General features: G+C 64.0%; 21 protein-coding genes and 2 pseudogenes. 10 read left to right on the top strand and 13 right to left on the bottom strand.

What is annotated here, in order from left to right:
* Positions 1 to 245 (bottom strand): annotated as a pseudogene (locus MKK65_RS19855) (porin family protein); the annotation flags it as partial.
* Positions 246 to 542: 297 nt separating this feature from the next.
* Between MKK65_RS19855 and MKK65_RS19850 the strand changes: the two are divergent.
* The 3 genes from MKK65_RS19850 to MKK65_RS19840 all read left to right on the top strand — a co-directional run bounded on the left by MKK65_RS19850 (position 543) and on the right by MKK65_RS19840 (position 1,830).
* The gene (locus MKK65_RS19850; RefSeq protein WP_243959891.1) at positions 543 to 968 is read left to right on the top strand and encodes a hypothetical protein; all 426 of its coding nucleotides are present in this window, start codon (positions 543 to 545) and stop codon (positions 966 to 968) included.
* 92 nt (positions 969 to 1,060) lie between these two features.
* Positions 1,061 to 1,375 (top strand): hypothetical protein, encoded by a 315-nt coding sequence (locus MKK65_RS19845; protein WP_243959890.1) that lies wholly within the window; start codon positions 1,061 to 1,063, stop codon positions 1,373 to 1,375.
* 137 nt (positions 1,376 to 1,512) lie between these two features.
* Positions 1,513 to 1,830 carry a hypothetical protein gene (locus MKK65_RS19840; RefSeq protein ID WP_243959889.1) on the top strand — a complete coding sequence of 106 codons (318 nt, stop codon included), beginning with the start codon at positions 1,513 to 1,515 and terminating at the stop codon, positions 1,828 to 1,830.
* Positions 1,831 to 1,924: 94 nt separating this feature from the next.
* Here MKK65_RS19840 and MKK65_RS19835 read toward each other — a convergent pair whose 3' ends face one another.
* From MKK65_RS19835 to MKK65_RS19810, 6 genes are all read right to left on the bottom strand, one after another.
* Positions 1,925 to 2,212, bottom strand: a complete 288-nt coding sequence (locus MKK65_RS19835; protein WP_243959888.1) for a hypothetical protein — start codon at positions 2,210 to 2,212, stop codon at positions 1,925 to 1,927.
* Between the two features lie 362 nt (positions 2,213 to 2,574).
* Positions 2,575 to 2,745, bottom strand: a complete 171-nt coding sequence (locus tag MKK65_RS19830; protein WP_409565462.1) for a DUF4113 domain-containing protein — start codon at positions 2,743 to 2,745, stop codon at positions 2,575 to 2,577.
* 155 nt (positions 2,746 to 2,900) lie between these two features.
* Positions 2,901 to 3,113, bottom strand: coding sequence for a hypothetical protein (locus tag MKK65_RS19825; protein WP_243959887.1), 213 nt, complete (start codon positions 3,111 to 3,113; stop codon positions 2,901 to 2,903).
* Positions 3,114 to 3,494: 381 nt separating this feature from the next.
* Positions 3,495 to 3,749, bottom strand: coding sequence for a PsiF family protein (locus MKK65_RS19820; RefSeq protein ID WP_243959886.1), 255 nt, complete (start codon positions 3,747 to 3,749; stop codon positions 3,495 to 3,497).
* Between the two features lie 462 nt (positions 3,750 to 4,211).
* On the bottom strand, positions 4,212 to 4,460 hold the full coding sequence (locus tag MKK65_RS19815) for a hypothetical protein (RefSeq protein ID WP_243959885.1): 249 nt from the start codon (positions 4,458 to 4,460) through the stop codon (positions 4,212 to 4,214).
* Positions 4,461 to 4,548: 88 nt separating this feature from the next.
* Positions 4,549 to 5,394 (bottom strand): helix-turn-helix domain-containing protein, encoded by an 846-nt coding sequence (locus tag MKK65_RS19810; protein ID WP_243959884.1) that lies wholly within the window; start codon positions 5,392 to 5,394, stop codon positions 4,549 to 4,551.
* A gap of 335 nt (positions 5,395 to 5,729) precedes the next feature.
* Here MKK65_RS19810 and MKK65_RS19805 point away from each other — a divergent pair, with 335 nt between their 5' ends.
* From MKK65_RS19805 to MKK65_RS19795, 3 genes are all read left to right on the top strand, one after another.
* Entirely contained in the window at positions 5,730 to 5,927 is a 198-nt protein-coding gene (locus tag MKK65_RS19805) for a hypothetical protein (RefSeq protein ID WP_243959883.1), read from the top strand.
* 191 nt (positions 5,928 to 6,118) lie between these two features.
* On the top strand, positions 6,119 to 6,313 hold the full coding sequence (locus MKK65_RS19800) for a hypothetical protein (RefSeq protein WP_243959882.1): 195 nt from the start codon (positions 6,119 to 6,121) through the stop codon (positions 6,311 to 6,313).
* Positions 6,314 to 6,770: 457 nt separating this feature from the next.
* Entirely contained in the window at positions 6,771 to 7,025 is a 255-nt protein-coding gene (locus tag MKK65_RS19795) for a hypothetical protein (protein WP_243959892.1), read from the top strand.
* A 525-nt stretch (positions 7,026 to 7,550) separates the two neighbouring features.
* On the opposite strand, the gene MKK65_RS19790 is transcribed toward MKK65_RS19795, so the two are convergent.
* From MKK65_RS19790 to MKK65_RS19770, 5 genes are all read right to left on the bottom strand, one after another.
* Positions 7,551 to 7,949, bottom strand: a complete 399-nt coding sequence (locus MKK65_RS19790; RefSeq protein ID WP_243959881.1) for a hypothetical protein — start codon at positions 7,947 to 7,949, stop codon at positions 7,551 to 7,553.
* A gap of 86 nt (positions 7,950 to 8,035) precedes the next feature.
* On the bottom strand, positions 8,036 to 10,018 hold the full coding sequence (locus tag MKK65_RS19785; protein WP_243959880.1) for a hypothetical protein: 1,983 nt from the start codon (positions 10,016 to 10,018) through the stop codon (positions 8,036 to 8,038).
* A 21-nt stretch (positions 10,019 to 10,039) separates the two neighbouring features.
* Entirely contained in the window at positions 10,040 to 10,696 is a 657-nt protein-coding gene (locus MKK65_RS19780) for a hypothetical protein (RefSeq protein WP_243959879.1), read from the bottom strand.
* 57 nt (positions 10,697 to 10,753) lie between these two features.
* Positions 10,754 to 11,035: a hypothetical protein gene (locus MKK65_RS19775; RefSeq protein WP_243959878.1), complete on the bottom strand. Its 282-nt coding sequence runs from the start codon at positions 11,033 to 11,035 to the stop codon at positions 10,754 to 10,756.
* A gap of 90 nt (positions 11,036 to 11,125) precedes the next feature.
* Positions 11,126 to 11,422, bottom strand: a complete 297-nt coding sequence (locus tag MKK65_RS19770; RefSeq protein WP_243959877.1) for a hypothetical protein — start codon at positions 11,420 to 11,422, stop codon at positions 11,126 to 11,128.
* A gap of 110 nt (positions 11,423 to 11,532) precedes the next feature.
* Here MKK65_RS19770 and MKK65_RS19765 point away from each other — a divergent pair, with 110 nt between their 5' ends.
* The 4 genes from MKK65_RS19765 to MKK65_RS19750 all read left to right on the top strand — a co-directional run bounded on the left by MKK65_RS19765 (position 11,533) and on the right by MKK65_RS19750 (position 13,916).
* Positions 11,533 to 11,778 carry a helix-turn-helix domain-containing protein gene (locus tag MKK65_RS19765; protein WP_243959876.1) on the top strand — a complete coding sequence of 82 codons (246 nt, stop codon included), beginning with the start codon at positions 11,533 to 11,535 and terminating at the stop codon, positions 11,776 to 11,778.
* A gap of 47 nt (positions 11,779 to 11,825) precedes the next feature.
* On the top strand, positions 11,826 to 12,032 hold the full coding sequence (locus tag MKK65_RS19760; protein ID WP_243959875.1) for a hypothetical protein: 207 nt from the start codon (positions 11,826 to 11,828) through the stop codon (positions 12,030 to 12,032).
* Positions 12,029 to 12,199, top strand: a complete 171-nt coding sequence (locus MKK65_RS19755; protein WP_243959874.1) for a hypothetical protein — start codon at positions 12,029 to 12,031, stop codon at positions 12,197 to 12,199. Before MKK65_RS19760 ends, MKK65_RS19755 begins: the two co-directional genes overlap by 4 nt.
* A gap of 535 nt (positions 12,200 to 12,734) precedes the next feature.
* Positions 12,735 to 13,916 carry a glycoside hydrolase family 16 protein gene (locus tag MKK65_RS19750; protein WP_243959873.1) on the top strand — a complete coding sequence of 394 codons (1,182 nt, stop codon included), beginning with the start codon at positions 12,735 to 12,737 and terminating at the stop codon, positions 13,914 to 13,916.
* Positions 13,917 to 13,947: 31 nt separating this feature from the next.
* Here the strand turns inward: MKK65_RS19750 and MKK65_RS19745 are convergent.
* Positions 13,948 to 15,128 (bottom strand): annotated as a pseudogene (locus MKK65_RS19745) (IS3 family transposase).
* Positions 15,129 to 15,192 lie beyond the last annotated feature (64 nt).

Raw genomic sequence — 15,192 nt, 5'->3', positions numbered from 1 at the left:
TCGCGGAAGGTGGCGGTGGTGCCGGCGGCGGCGAAGGCGGCGGGGACGCCGAAGACCGAGCTGTTCGAGCGGCTGCTGGCGTCGAAGGCGTAGCCGGCGTTGATACCGAAGTAGGCGCCGGTCCAGGTGAACACGGGCACGGGGGTGAAGATCGGCGGCGGGGCGGCGCGGCGCGGCAGGTCGGCGGCCGAAGCGGCGGCGGTCAGCGCGGTGAAGGCGGCCAGCGAGGCCAGGAGCTTGATCATCGTGTCGGGTCCAGAATTTCTATCTGACGGTAAGGCTACCGACCCATGGGGCAATTGGCTGTAGTTTTGCGGACACACCGGCCGACGATGATGGAAGACAACATAGTAAACCGTTTATGAAACCAGTTTAGATTAGCTCAGTACTTTGAAATGTAACGGGCCAAGCGCAATAACGACGAGCCCACGTCTTAGTTGCATTATGCATCAGGGTTTATAGGGCCTGTTGCCAATAGGATACAGGCCCGACCATGCATCTCACGGCAAGGTGGCGTATCCCGTCGGGCTCCTCACCACGTCATGCCGATCCGGCCAGAGCATCGCTTCTTCTATCCGATCGACTGGCGCGAGCTGTCGATGGCGATCCGCTTCGGCCGGGCGCAGGGCCGCTGCGAGAGCTGCGGGCGTCCGCACGGGCAGATGATCTACCATCTCGGCGATGGTCGCTGGTGGGATGCCGAGGCCGGCCGCTGGCGCGACGGTTGGGGGCGCCGGATCCGTCTCAGATCGGGTACCGACATCCTCGCCCACGCCCGCAGGACCCATGTCGTGCTGGCAGCCGCACACCGGGATCACGACACGGCCAACAACGCGGACGCCAACCTCGCGGCGTTCTGCCAGCGCTGCCACATGATCCACGACCGCCCCGAGCATCAGAGACGGCGACGGCGGACGCTGTTCCGGCGGAAGGCGATGGGCGACCTGTTCGGCGGTCCCTACGCCTGACTGCAGGCATCCGTATCTAGGATGTAGCCGTGAAGATCACCGGCCGTTCATATGCCTGCGCGCCCTCTACAGACCTGCCTCATGGAGACCACATGCGAGCACTCCTGACCGGCGCCGCTCTGCTCGTCCTCGCGACGGTTGGAGCCTTGGCCCAGCCCTATGACGACCGGCGACCGCCCCCGCCCTCCGATGAGGACTACGACCGGCCCTCGCCGCCGCGCGAGCGCTTCCGGCCGCCGCCGCGCGACGACTTCGACGACGACAGGCCGCCGCCACATCGTCGTGGCCCGCCCCCCCGCGACTTCGACGATGACGATGACGGGCCGCCCCCGCCGAGCCACCGTGGGCCCCCGCCGCCGGACGATGACGATAGGCCACCACCCCCGCCATCCCCAAGGGGTTACTGAAGGGCATCTGCAGGCCTTCGTTAACCGACCCGTCGCACCCTGATCTCGGCTGCTGATAGGTGGCCACACTGGATGGGTCTGGTGGTTCGGCGGCCATGTGCTCCAGCGCGGGGCCGTTCACGCTCATGAGGTCTGGGATGCGTGGGTCTATCCTGCGGACAGGCGGCACGGCTGCCCTGACCGCTCTCATCCTGTTTAGCGTTCATCCGGCCGCCCATGCGCGCGACGGCATCGGAGTTGGCGGCGCTGCAGCGCTAGGCTTGCTTGGTGGTGTCGTCGCGGGCAGTGCCATCGCCTCGGCCAACAACGGATATTATCCCGGCCGCCCGGTCTACCGCGCGCCCGCCCCGGTGTATGTCGAGGAGGACGTAGGCCCGGTCTGCCATTTCGAGAGGCGTGGCTACATCGACCCCTACGGCGACGAGCACATTCGCCGTGTGCGCGTCTGCCAGTAGAATGGGACGGTAGCGTCCGCTGCAAGCTTGTCGCCGCCCGGATCGGGAGCGTCGTAGTGGCCCCGCAGCAAGAAGACTACGGGGCGGATAGACCTTACTTACCGCTTGGGGCTGCACCGCTACCGGTGGTGCCGTTGCCAGAACCGCTGCCAGCCGGCGCGCCGGGGGTATCGATGCGCGGACCGCCGCTGGTGCCAGGCGCCATGCCAGTCCCCATCGAGCCTGCGCCGGTCTCCATGGACTTCTCGGAGTTGCTCTTCACGGAACCCGGATTGTTCATGTTGCCTTCGGCGCTGCCTCCGCCGGCGGGGGTTTGAGCGAGTGCTGCTCCTGCCATCGCGACAGAAAGCGCGGCGGCGAGAGCGAGTGTCTTCATCGACATGGCGTTTTGCTCCAGACGGATCGGCTCGATCGGTCCTGGGCTGAACGTTATCGTGATCAATATCGTTCAAGCTTTTGTGGGGGGCAACCGCAGTTGGCACCATCCTGCTTGCTGCCGGCACTCAGTTCGGCTAGCGAGTCTGCCCCAGACAAAGAAAAGGCCACCCCCGAAGGAGCGGCCCGAAGTCTAGGGAGGAAACGCCCTTCTCAGGGCAGCAGGATCGCGACGCCATCGCCATCCCGCAATGCAAACCTAGGCCACCGCACTGCGGCAGGCAATCGCCTAAAAGTAGCAGTTTGCGCATAAGTCGGACTGGCATGCCAATCAGGTGCGCTTTCACACCATAGCTCTGTGCAGGCTCACTAGTTCGCGTGTGCCACTGGCAGATCGCCGACCTGGGTAATGTAGCGCGGCGTGCGCATCTCGAACTTCGTGTTCCACTCACGCTTGGTTACGAGGCCAGAGCAAGCCAGCACGACTGCTCCACGGCCCCAGCGCGCGTTGCAGGCGCCATCAGTCTGCCAAAGCGGCAATGATCGAGAACGAGCCTGCAAGCATGAACGTGCCAGCGACGAGCAGTGTGATCAGGAGCATGACGGAGGCCTCAGGCACCGAACGGCGCAGCTTCCTCATGAACGCATATGGCCACGCTCGGTTGCGCTCAGCCGAGTGCTGAACACCGGCCGACTCAGTCCCCGCGGTCGCCCCCAGCATCGTCGTCGCCGGCGTCGAGGAGCCAATCGGGCAGGATAGGAACGACCTCTCCCGCTACATCGCCAGCGCTCTGTAGCGCCCTTTCCGCCTGCGCCTCAGACGTCTCGCCCCGAACCTCGGCGAACAGCTCGCGCGCCAGCTGGTCGAGCTCCTCATCCGAGAGCTTCCTCTCTTGCTCAACCGGCATGGGCATATCCCTAAAGCATTGACCGTCCGGCCCCGCCCCGATCTGCTCACGGTGCGGGGGAGCGTCCGAACTCACCAGCGCTTGGCCAATACGCGACGCGGCCCATCAGCATCATGCCGCAGCTGGGTTATGCGGCAGTCACCCGGGCGCGCTTGGAACTGTGCCGAAACAGGCATCTTCAGCGAGATGCCCTAAGATCCAGGCTCTGGGCCGGCGCTTGCGGTGTCCAGTTCCCCCGCCGCGCCGACCCTGACGCGACTGCCCGGCCAAGGCTTCACGGGGGCAGGGAACTGGTCCGCGTGCGCCCGTTGTAGGGGGTCTCTCACGACGCACGCCGCATCAGACGTACTAGATTGGAGCTACAGGGTACCCAGCGGGCCTTCAGGTCTGCCCATGCTTGCACTTGTTTCGGAAGGCCTTGCGCGCCTTGCCATGCAGACCTTGCTTATCAGCCTCTGCCGAGCATTCTTTCGACTTGGCCGTGCGGTCCGCCTTGGGCGCATTGGACTTCATCGCCGGTGCGGACGCAGCCGCGCCGGGCACCATGCCAGGTGTGTTCGTTGTCCCTTGTGCATTGGCAGGAGCGACGAAGAAAAGGCTGCTCGCAACCAATGAAATGGCGACGGTGAGCTTCATGATGGAATGCTCCTGTAGACCGCCTGAAACAGCTTCACGGTAACCTGCGTTCCGCCACACACGGATCAGTGATTGGTCTGTTAATCCATATTATTGCGCCCGACGGACGCTCGGCTTCGGCCCCCCGGAGGTTGCGGTTGGCGTGAGTTTTACTCCCAACCGCGAGGCCGAGCGTAAATGCTGGCTTGGCACGCATGGAGGGCTGCGAGGGCGCAGGGACAGAGGGAGAGACCAGGCATCCCTCTTGCAGACCTTCTTTTGCGCCCTTCCGGGTGCGATCCGGCACAAGGTAGTTTGCGATGGTGGTGTCGGTCGCATGCGGACGGTGAACGACTGGACAGATGAGGGATACCGCGGCCTGCGCATCCCAAGATGCACGTCATGCCGAGCCATGACATGGCGGACATGGGATCAGCTTCAGGCAAAAGGTCCGGAAGAGGTTCTGGTCGTCGCTCAACGCTTTCACTGCGGGAAGTGTGACCGGGTACCAGCCGGGCTCCCAGTCGTGGTGGGTACCGACCGATAGCGCGACCTCGCTGCCTCGTCCCGCCACGCGTCGCGCTCAGTCCTCAGGGCTTCAACAAGGGCGTGCATGTTCCCGGCGTCGATCGCGGTTTCTATGAGCATATCCTGGGCGAGCGCGAGCTGTTGGCGAAGGTCGGCGTTCTCTCGCGCAATAGCGACGAGCAGGCCGGTCACGTCATCGCTCATGGCCGCCTGCTCCGGATCCGAGGCAGGCTGTAGCTGACCTTGCGGCCAAGCTTCAACGGCGTTCGTCATACCGTCCAGCTGCAGACCCTCACCGCATGGCTCTGCCCACTCCACCACCCGCGCGGATTCGAGAACGTACCTCGCGGTCGAGGTCGCCAGCCGCTTGTCGGCAGCCCTTCTTCGGTTTGGTTTTCCCTGATTCTGACAGGACTAGAACTTCAGTAGGCGTGCGGTTCGCGGATTTGCACCCTCCCCCCTGTACCGGCAAGGCGGGTGCGGACGATCCAACTTTGGATAGCGGGTCTCGCGTTCGAGCCAGCCGCAGCCAGGCGGCCCATTCCGGCGAGACGATGCGGACAATGTTAGTGTCGTTGCGAAAGCCGGTGATCTGGCGTTCCTCGACAGTGAGCAGCCCGAGCTTGCGGGCCTCGCGGATCGCGTTGCGGACCGTGGTCTCGGCCACTCCCGTGACTGCGGCGAGGTTCGGCACCGACAGGCGGCAGTCCTTCCGACGTGCCACCTCGGCGGCCACGAGGGCGAGGACCGCATGCTCAGCCAGCGTGAACCTAGCCGCGAGACCGGGCGGCAGGCGGCCAGAAGCAGCCCATCGGCGGCGGCGCTCCATCGAAGCATCCGTGCGTGGCCGGGAGCCACCGCCGGGTCTCCTGAGGCTGCTCTGGCGATCCAGGGGCACCTCGGCATTCTCCGAAGTGGTCGTGCTCGCCCCATCGGGCGAGTTCCCGAAAACACGGGAGCGGGAATTTCCTCCAGTCCGAGGGAGAAGTGTCCGCGCCTCGATCAGGCCGGACAGGGCCTCGGCCTCGGCCTCCGTGACCTTCCCGTCCCCGTAGGCGCGCCACAGCAACGCCGTCACCTGAGGCAGGGTGATTCGGTCAGCGGCCTCGATGGCCCGCCTCAACTCGTCGGCAAACATGGTCCTCGGCCCCGTGAAAGGGCCGCAACAGGTCGTTCCGAGCCGCCGCAGGGGCGTCCGGTCCACAAGGCAAAGCCTCATCGTTGTCGGAATTGGCGTTCCGACTTGACGCCTAGGGCGTCTTCATGGCTTGTGGGGATTGGAAATGGGCCCCACAGGCCACTTAGATTTTCGACGGGCTCCTCGTTTGGCGACGGGGGGCCCGTTGGCTTTTCAGGGGTCGACTTGCGGCGGCGGTGTCTCCTGATGGTGCCGGCGACTCGCACAGAGCGCGCGCCAGCCAGACATGGCATGTCGGCTGGACGGCACGGTTAAGTCAACGTTGAGGAGCCGCCTTGACCGAGCTTGAGAGGGTTCAGCGGGAGATCGCCACCCTGGAGGAGAGCGTTCGGTCCTCGTTGCGCGCACTTGAAGACCCAGACCTGTCCGCGGACGGGGCGAGACGCGAACGAGCGAGCATCGAGCTCTATCGACGGCACCTCGGCGACCTGCTCATAGAGCACGATGATCTCCAATCGCTCGCCGAGGAGTAGCGATCGGTCGCGGGACGGCCAGTAGCTCGGCGATGGCCTCCAGTTCCTCGGCCTATAGCAAAGCGGCGATCGCCGCGTGAGGGAAAGAATACAGTTCCCAACCCTACAACGCGCCTGCCCAATCACTCCGCTTCACAGCAACGGTGCTTTCACATGGCTGCTGTAGCGTCGTTGCGGTGAGATCAAGCGGCATGGCGATGCAGACGGCGACGAAGAAGGCTGAGGATCGGGCGGACCGCTCGACCGGTCACAAGGGCGATCTGTTCGACCCGTACTTTCCCAGCGTCAGGGTCGCTTCGAAGGTCGTGTCAGCGACGCAGCCCCCCGCGTTCTACGATCCCTACTTCCCGGCAAAACCGCGGGCGAAGGACTCAGCGCATGTTTAGCCGGGCGCTCTCCTCGCTGTACCTCTATGTCGTAGGCTTGCCCGCCGCAGGCTGGGCGGTCCGCGCGATCACAGGTTCGGCCTCGCGCTGACGAGCGCAAAGCGACAATCTCGTCGTGATGAAATGCTTCCTCAGGTCCACCCGCATTCATTATTAATAAATAGCCGCGGAACGTTTTTAGCTGATCAATGCCCGTTTACTATTCGGGTACTGATCTTGGTGTTCATCTTGAGCTTAATCTGTCTTATTTCCGGATGCACGCTCGCCGGCATTGCCCCGAAACGCCCCCATCAACAGGCGCTGCTGGAAAGCGTCGGCGGCGGTCTGATCGTTCTCGGCCTCTGCCTGATCGGCGCTAGCCTATCGCTGTTCAGATAGGAGCGATCCGGGCCATCAGCATGTGAAGGCCGATATCAACGATCTGGTGTGGTGGGGCTGGAGCGCCTATCAGCCGGGCATGGCCAAGCGCGCACGACAGCTCCCGCAAGACCGTGGCACCATCCTGTTCGACGTCGTCTTTGAGGACGGCAGTCGGGCATCGAACCGGCGCGTGCCCATGGAGATCCTCGGCGGCCTCGATGGCGATCGGCCAGCTCGCGATCTCATCGCGCAGCAAGAAGACGAGATCGCCGAGCAGGCTGGTCGAGCGCCGCGAGTGATCCAGAGCCTCATGAGGGCGGCCAAGCCGGAGCCGAAGCCCGCGCGGGAGTAGAGCGTATCGTCAGGTTTCCGCTCGTCTGATTTCGCTCCGGCGCTGCAATGCACCATTATCTAAATTGATTTCTCATAATTATTTTTGCTGTTTCTGAAACCTATCGGAGCTCAGTTTCGTCAAGGCCGTAACAGGGGGGTGCCAGCGAGGCTCTTGGAGCATCTAATGCGCACTTTGATACTGATTTTGGTTTTACTAAGCAGTTTTTCGTCACCGGCTTTCGCTCAGCACACACAGCCCCGCAGGGATGCTACCGGAAACAGTTCTGATATAAACAGCGACGCGAAGGCAGAAGAAACTAGGCAGCTTATAGCTAAGGCCAGGGAAAGGCAGAAATCGATCGACAATCAAAACACAAATCTATGGGATCGGTGGATCTATGCTGTTTGCCTGGGGTGTACCTGGGCGCCGAAAAACGTTCGGGTCGTGCATACCCATCCGTCACGTGTCTTAATTGGGATACCTGCCGCTGAGGATGATGCACGAGAGCGCAAGGGCATGCGCATCGGAATAGGACAGTCGGCATCAGACACGCTGTAGAAGGCTGACCAACAGCGACCCAGCCGCCGCGACGACGTTCCCGCGCCCACCCCAGCGCAGGGGCTCCACCTCGATCACCATCGCCACCGCCGGCAGCGCGGTCTCAGGCGCTTCGGCCTCGCGGTCCTGATCGTTCCCGCGCATCCAGACCACCTGACTGCCGGTGTGGTTCTCGGGCGCAGCCAGGGACCGCTCAGCGTTGGCACCGTCCTCGAGGTCGGGGTCCCCGTCCATGCGGTCGAGCACGGCAATAATCCGATCCGCCGCGTCGAGGGCGACCTGTGCGGCCTCCTCCAGGCTGGCGCGGAGGCTACCACCGGCCAGCGGCTCCAGATCTGGATTGGCCGGTTTGGGGCGCGGGGTGAAAGTGAGCACGTCGCCCATGATGTCAGGTCTCGGGATGTGAAGGGGGAGCCCGGCGGATCCGGCCGGGGCGGTACGCACGGCGCCAGGAGGGTGGCGGGCGCCTGTCAGCGCCCTGCCCGCTCGGCCTCGGCGTGGGCCAGCAGCTCGCCGGCAAGGGCCACGGCCTCGTCAGGGTCGCCGTTCTCGATGGTCGGACCCGCGAGGATCGTCAGACGGGTCTCGCGCTCGCTCGGCGTCGTCGGTCGGCGCCGCTGCGCCTCTTTGCGGGCTTCATCCGCCACGTCGGCCAGGGCCTCGCCAAGCCACTGCATCAGCTTGCCGGCGGCGTTGTACCGCTCGCCCGGTAGGTCCCGATCGCCCCACGCTCGGGTATGGCATCGCCCGGTCCAAGCCATGGCGTAGGCCACATCAGCCACACTGTTGGCGATGTCCCGAAGCGACCGCAGATCTCCCATCGTGCCGGAGGCGAAGTCGATTTGGCCGACAAGGCTGGTGCCGATCGGGGCGGGCGCGGGCTGCTGCGCCAGCCGATCCACATCCTCGCGGATGTTCTCCAGGAAGGCGGTCGGGACACTGCCGTTCACGTCCGGCAGGATTTCGGGCAGCAGGAACGCCAGCTTGCACCGCACGTCGGCGAGGGACCGGGCCGGGACGGCGCGCAGGGCGGCGCCGGTCTGCTCGACAACACCACAGCGGGCGTCCGAGGCCTCGTTGCTCTCATCGGTCTCCAACAGCATGGCGAGGGTCGCGTCTCGGTGCGCCTCAACAGCCTGCCGCAGGTTAGGCGTGACCCGGGTGTCGGACAGGGCGTCATCGGCAGCAGACCGGGTGCCGTCGGCGATCGCCACGAACACGGGCGAGGGCTCAACCGCAGGAGTGGGCGCCGCGGTGGGCCCGATGACCGGCGCCGCCTGATCCTGCACGTCGCGCCAGAGCGAGTGCGACAAGATCTGGTCCAGGTCGGGTAGCTCGGGAATATCGGCCTCGGACAGGAGCGCGCGAGAGTTATAGTTCTCTAATGCCCGCAGTTTTACGCGGAGGCCGGAAGCGGTTTGAGCCGGCAGACCCCCGATGCGCTGTACAATGTCGGCGGCAGCATTCCCCGCCTGCTCTGCCCGGTCCTCGAACTCTGACCAGTCCTGTTGGGCTTCAGCAGCCGCCTTTGCTGCGCACCACTCGCCCCACGCGGTGACAATCTCGTCCGCCCGATCCTGCGCCTCTGGCCAGGGATGAGCTTCGACAACCGTGTGCGCGTCCGCCGGTAGATTGTCCTCGGGGCGCACGACGCGCTCGACCTGGCGAACGTAGGGCTTGCGCTTCATCCACTCGATATCTTCGGCTGTAACTTCCATGCCCTCCAGCGTCGTTGGGTCGGTGAGGTACTTGCGCAGGCGCAGCGAATGATCGGACGCGCGATACAGGAGAGAAGCCGGGCGCTTCGGCATGCGCTGTGCTGCTTCTCTCTCAGCCTCATTCCAGGCTTTGTAGGCCGCTAGCTCTCGCGCTCGCGCGACCTCGAACTGACGGCCGAGCTGCAACAGCAGGGCATCTCCGGCGGGGTTCTCGGCTGCCAAGCCATCGGCGCCGAACGCGAGCAGATCTCGTGCTAGGCCCTCGCTCAAACCTTCGGGCCACTCAACGCCGATGTCGTCGCTGCGCTGACCGACACGGGCTTTGAGCTTGAGCCCGGCCAGGGACGCGGCTGGCAACGTGGCAATCTGCATCTCGATCTTATGGAGAGCTGTCCCGGCCTCGCTCGCCGCCTCTTCTGCCGAAGCGACGCCGGTCCGCTCGCGCCAGTCCTCCTTCTGCCGGAACCACGCCCGCCACTCTGACCCAGCGCCAGCCGGTGCGGGGCCGGGCCAGCCCTCCTCGCTGGCGGTCTCACTGATTAGGCTCTCTTCGTCCGACAGCCGCTGATAGAGGTCGACCGCCTCCTCCCAGACCGGGGCGAGCGCCAGCAGCTCAGCGTCGGCTCGCTTGCGCAAGGCCTGCGTCGCGGGCTCGGCCCCGGTGCGGATCGCCTGAGCGGCCTCGAAAGCGCGATCATGCCGGAACGCCAGGGCGTGGATGGCATCGGCGCACAACTCGCGTCGGATCCTGGCTTCCTAGGTCTCCTGTTCGTCCCCCGGCAGGTGATTAGCTTCGGAGATGCGGCGGCGGCCGATCTCGCCTTGCACGTGGCTGTGCATCTGCATCGCGTTGAAGCCGGCCCACTGCGCCATCGGGCGGCGCGAGACTTTCCCGGTAGCGTCGGCATAGGAGACCGTGCCGTCGCGGTGGTCGATGCCGCTGACAGCCAGCACACTGCCGGTGAGACCGGCCTGCGCGACCTGGTTGGCGAAGCTCGCCTCCGGCCTATCGACAGGGGATGCGCCAGCGAGACGTTCCTCTGTCGCTGCTCGCGCCAGCATCGTGCTCGACAGCATCACCTCGGCGATCGGCGCGGCGATCTCGAAGGTTTCGTGGCGGCCCATGTCGTGCTCCCGGTGAGGCGCACGTCCGTGACCCGCATCGGCGCGGTCTGGATTGCCGGGGTGGCCTCGACCGACATCCTGAGGAACCACGCCGCCGGCCGGGAAGGCATCGCCACGGCGTTCCGCAGGGGAAGCTTCTGGTAAGGATGCGGGCTGAGGTTGATCGGTAACCTCACCGGATCGACGGGTACGAAACGCAGCCGCGAGGCTCAGCTTCAAGGCCGCCGCTCGAGCGCGAATGGACGCCTTGGCTTGTTGATGGTTGCGTGAGTTCTTGAGGGTGAGCATCGCGGGATCCTCGGATGAGGGGCGCGGGCAGCCGGCCCGCTCGGGTGCGGGTCGGGTTCAGAGCAGAGTGGCGAGGCCGGTGAGCACTATGCCGCCGCCGATGATGAAGGCCGCAGCCAGCAGATCGCCGGCGGTGTCGAGGAAGCGAAGGCTGCGGCTATGCGCCGTGTCAGGGCGGACCGGATAGACGGCCTGCCAGGGCTCGATCTCGCCCGGGACCGGCTCGTTCGGCAGGTTCAGGTAGCGGGGATCGACCGGGATCCGGCGGAGGGCGACGCTCGAGGCCGTGCTGCAGACCGGGACGGGCTGCGAGAAATCTGGGATGCGGGCGTGCGTCATCGTTCGGGCTCCGGTGAGGGCTCGTGGCGGTGGTCAGAGGGGGAAGGGGCGCCCCGTGGCGGGGCGGGTCAGGCCGGCGCTGCTATGGGGTCAGTGCGCGGTTAGATGGCGGGCCATCTTGGCGGCGCGCCACGCGGCGGTGAGGCAGACGGACATGGCCTCGCCCCAGGTGCCGCCGAACCGATCCTGATGGGCGCGGGCAGCGGAGGCGGCGGCCGACATGATGGCGCCACGGTCGAACTGGCCGGCGGCGAACAGCGGCCGGCGGGTGGTGCGCACCGTCATGTCGATGCGGGCTTTGGCGGAGAGGAGGCCAGCGGGGATGGCCGGGCGGCTGTCGTGCAGGCTGCGGGAGAGGGCGTTCCAGGAAACAGTGCGGTGGGACATCGGCTGAGCCTTGCTCGCATTCGATGCCTGGAGTATCATACGAGCCTTGGAGCATTGTCAATGCCCCAGGTATCGTTTTTATCTCTGAGGTATCAAATTGAGGCTGGTGGATGCTCAGTAGCGAGATGGTACGTGCTGGGCGCGCACTACTGCGATGGGAGCAGAAGGATCTGGCGGAGGCCTCCGGTGTGTCGCTGCCGACCATCAAGCGGCTAGAGGCGACGCCCGGCCCTCTGTCAGCCCATGGGCCGACGATTGCAGCTATGCGACGCGCCTTCGAGGCTGCCGGCCTGGAGTTCATCCCAGAGAACGGCGGCGGGGCCGGGATCCGGTTCCGGGAGCGGAAGGCGCTGTGACGCGCATCAGCAAAGATAACCAACCCGTGCAGCGGCGACCCAGAGCAATGCCGCAGCGACTCGTGTTCGTGATCAGCGTCCTGGCCCTCAGCGTGCCGATCGCGGGCTTGCTGTTCATGGTGTGGCTAGCCGTCGTGCGGCCAGCGGGCTTCGTCGTAAGTCTCGTCGAGATGGCCTACATCGCGGTCGCGACCGTCCTGATCGCCATCGCCATGGCGTCATACGTTCACAGGGGTCAGAGGGCGCTTCCGTGATCAAGTCGGCGGAAAGTGACGACGACCGCGAGTTCGAGCACTCCCCGCTATCCGGATCGTTCACCCGAGGCGACATCGAGGTCGATGTCGAGATCTACCGGTTCGCCGGCACGCAGGATCGCTGGGAGCTCGTGGTCGTCGCCCTTGGTGGCGGCTGCACCCAGTAGGCGCAGACCTTCGCGACTGAGACAGAAGCCTACGCGGCGTTCCTTGCGACGGTCGAGGCAGACGGTCTGGACACGTTCACCCGTGCGCGGCCGGCTGGGCGACACTGAGGGCACGAAGAAGCCTGCACCGCGGCGTTAGGCTGAGCCGCACTGAGGGGCCAAGACCAAGGTCACCGCCCCGCTCTTGGGCGTCCCATACAAAGGATCCCCATTTTTTACTCGGGAATAGAGGTGTCCCTCGGGAGAACCGCGCATTTCTGCGACTCCTTAAAGCTCCTTTAACGGGATGTAGCGGATTGATCGGAAAAGCTAATTCCCGCTGGTGGGCTGATGTGGCGATGACGCGCACTCACGCTCCGGTTGCAAAAGCTTGACAGCAGCGCAACTGCGTAAGTAATGTTTCTACAGTGTTAAAAATAGGAATACAAATCTGATCGGGTCGCTTGTCGTCTTCGGCAGGCCGAATGACACAGGCAAGAAGTCTTAAAATGCGATCAAACCGTCGCATCTTGCCTTTGATCTGGGGAATACATTCATGGTCGATCTGACAGGTTACAAACTAACCTTCGACGACGAGTTTAATACCCGTAGCATCTCCCAAAACGGCGTCGGCACCACCTATGCGGACATCCGTCCACAATGGCGGTTTGATGCAAATTCCGACATCGGCTTCGGAAAATCGTCCTTCGTAGACTCTGCTTCGGGCTATGATCCGTTCAGCGTCCAGAACGGCGCGCTCTCGATTACAGCAGTGCCCGATCGTACCACGTCGGGATATCCCGGGAGCTGGGAGTCAGGCCTAATCACCACCCAAGGTAACTTCTCGCAGACCTACGGCTATTTCGAAATTCGGGCTGATTTCGCCTCTCAGACCGGTGCCTGGGATGCATTCTGGATGATGCCTGACAAACAAATACCAGATCCAAACAAAGCTGGCGGCTGGCAGGAACTCGACGTTGTCGAGCACTATGGCGGCAACGATAAAGGCACTTACAGCACAATCCATACGACAGATAAGCAACCTGACGGCGTCCGGTGGCAGGATAATCGGCAAGTTTATAGCGAAACCTCCAATCCGGCAGGGTATCATACTTATGGTGTTAATTGGCAGGCTGACAAATTAAGCTTCTATGTCGACGGTGAACTGAAGGGCTCACAAGCGACGCCTTCCGATATGCACAGTCCGATGTACATGATGGCCAACTTGGCAACCCAGGATGGAGCATCTGCCAGCTCGATTACGTCCCATATCGATTACATCCGGGCCTACTCGAAAGACCCGAATGCTGTTTCTGTAACACAGGGCACCGTTTCTGCTCCCGATGGCAAGGATCCGGGCCTGTATGGGGCGACCACAGCCACGGCTAAGTCCGCCCCGAGCGCGGCTGGCGCGACAGCGGGTTCTAGCTCCGGATCGACGAGCACAACTGGCGAAGCCACGGGCACAAACATAAGCAGCACAGCTCAACCGGCGACCGGAAGTTCGACGAGCGGCTCGACCACGGGCTCAGCGAGCGTGGCCAGCACAACTGGGTCAGGAACGAACCCCGGTTCGAATGGCTCGACCAATAGCACGACGAGCACATCTCATCCGGTAACTACAGGTTCGACCAACACAACAAGCACGAGCACGGGCACGACGAACACAACTGCGGGCTCGCCCAGTACGACCGCAGGGCCGGTCACCAGTTCCGCGAGCACCACCAATTCGTTGTGATCGGCCCCCACGAGGTGGTCCAAGGGTAGAGTTAGTGCACGGTGGGCCGCTCCGCCACGGGTAGCTTGGCCGGCGGAGCTGGTCTGGCAAGCGCAGCCGGCCAAGCGGAGAAGGCTGGCATGAACACCTCCGGGGCCGGCGGTCGGTATCCCAGAGAGGCATGCGGGCGCACGCCGTTGTAGTGACGTCGCCAGCTTTCGATGACGACCTGCGCTTCCCTGAGTGTGTAGAAGATCTCGCCGTTCAGGAGTTCGTCGCGAAGCCGCGCGTTGAAGCTTTCGACGTAGCCGTTCTCCCACGGTGAGCCTGGTGTAATGTAGGCCGTCTTTGCTCCGACGCCGGTGATCCAAGCTTGGAGGGCCTTCGCAACGAACTCCGGGCCGTTATCCGAACGGATATGGCCAGGCACGCCACGCAGGATGAACAAGTCCGAGAGCACGTCGATGACGTCGATCGCCTTTAATTTGCGGGCGACCCGGATCGCTAAGCATTCATGTGTGAACTCATCGACCACGTTGAGCATCCGGATCTTGCGCCCGTCATGCGTGCGCGCCTCGACAAAGTCATACGACCACACGTGATTGCGGTGTTCCGGGCGAAGACGGACGCAGGAGCCGTCGTTGTCCCAGATCCGCCCTCGCTTGGGCTGTTTGGCTGGGACCTTCAGCCCCTCACGTCGCCAAATGCGCTCGACACGCTTGTCGTTGACGAACCATCCGGCCGCTTTCAGCAACGCACTGATCTTGCGGTAGCCTTAGCGCCCGTACTTCTCGGCCAACGCCACGAGATCGGCTGTCAGCGCCTCTTCATCATCGCGGCCCCGCGGCACCTTGCGCTGTGTCGAGCGATGCTGTCCGAGCGCCCGACAGGCACGGCGCTCGGAGATGTTCATCGTCAGCTGGATGTGCTCGACACAGGCGCGTCGGCGCGCGGGGCTCAGAAGTTTCCCCGGGACGCCTCCTGCAGGATCAGCTTGTCGAGGGTGAGATCGGCGATGGCCTTTCGAAGCCGAGAATTCTCGGTCTCAAGACTCTTCATCCGTCGAACTTGATCTGACTTCAGGCCGCCAAACTCACGCCGCCACCGGTAGTACGTCACCGAACTCACACCGAGCGCGCGGATTGCATCGGCCACGCTCTGGCCCTGTGAAATCAGAACGTCCGCCTGACGTAGCTTCGCGACGATCTCCTCGGGCTTCGGGTGCTTTGCCATCTCGTCCGTCCTCCAGGCTCAAAAGCCATACCAAAGGGCGGACCACTTCAATGGGGGCTGACCA

Source organism: Methylobacterium sp. J-001, from assembly GCF_022829565.1.
GTDB lineage: Bacteria > Pseudomonadota > Alphaproteobacteria > Rhizobiales > Beijerinckiaceae > Methylobacterium.
This window is presented reverse-complemented; position numbering and strand designations above follow the sequence as displayed.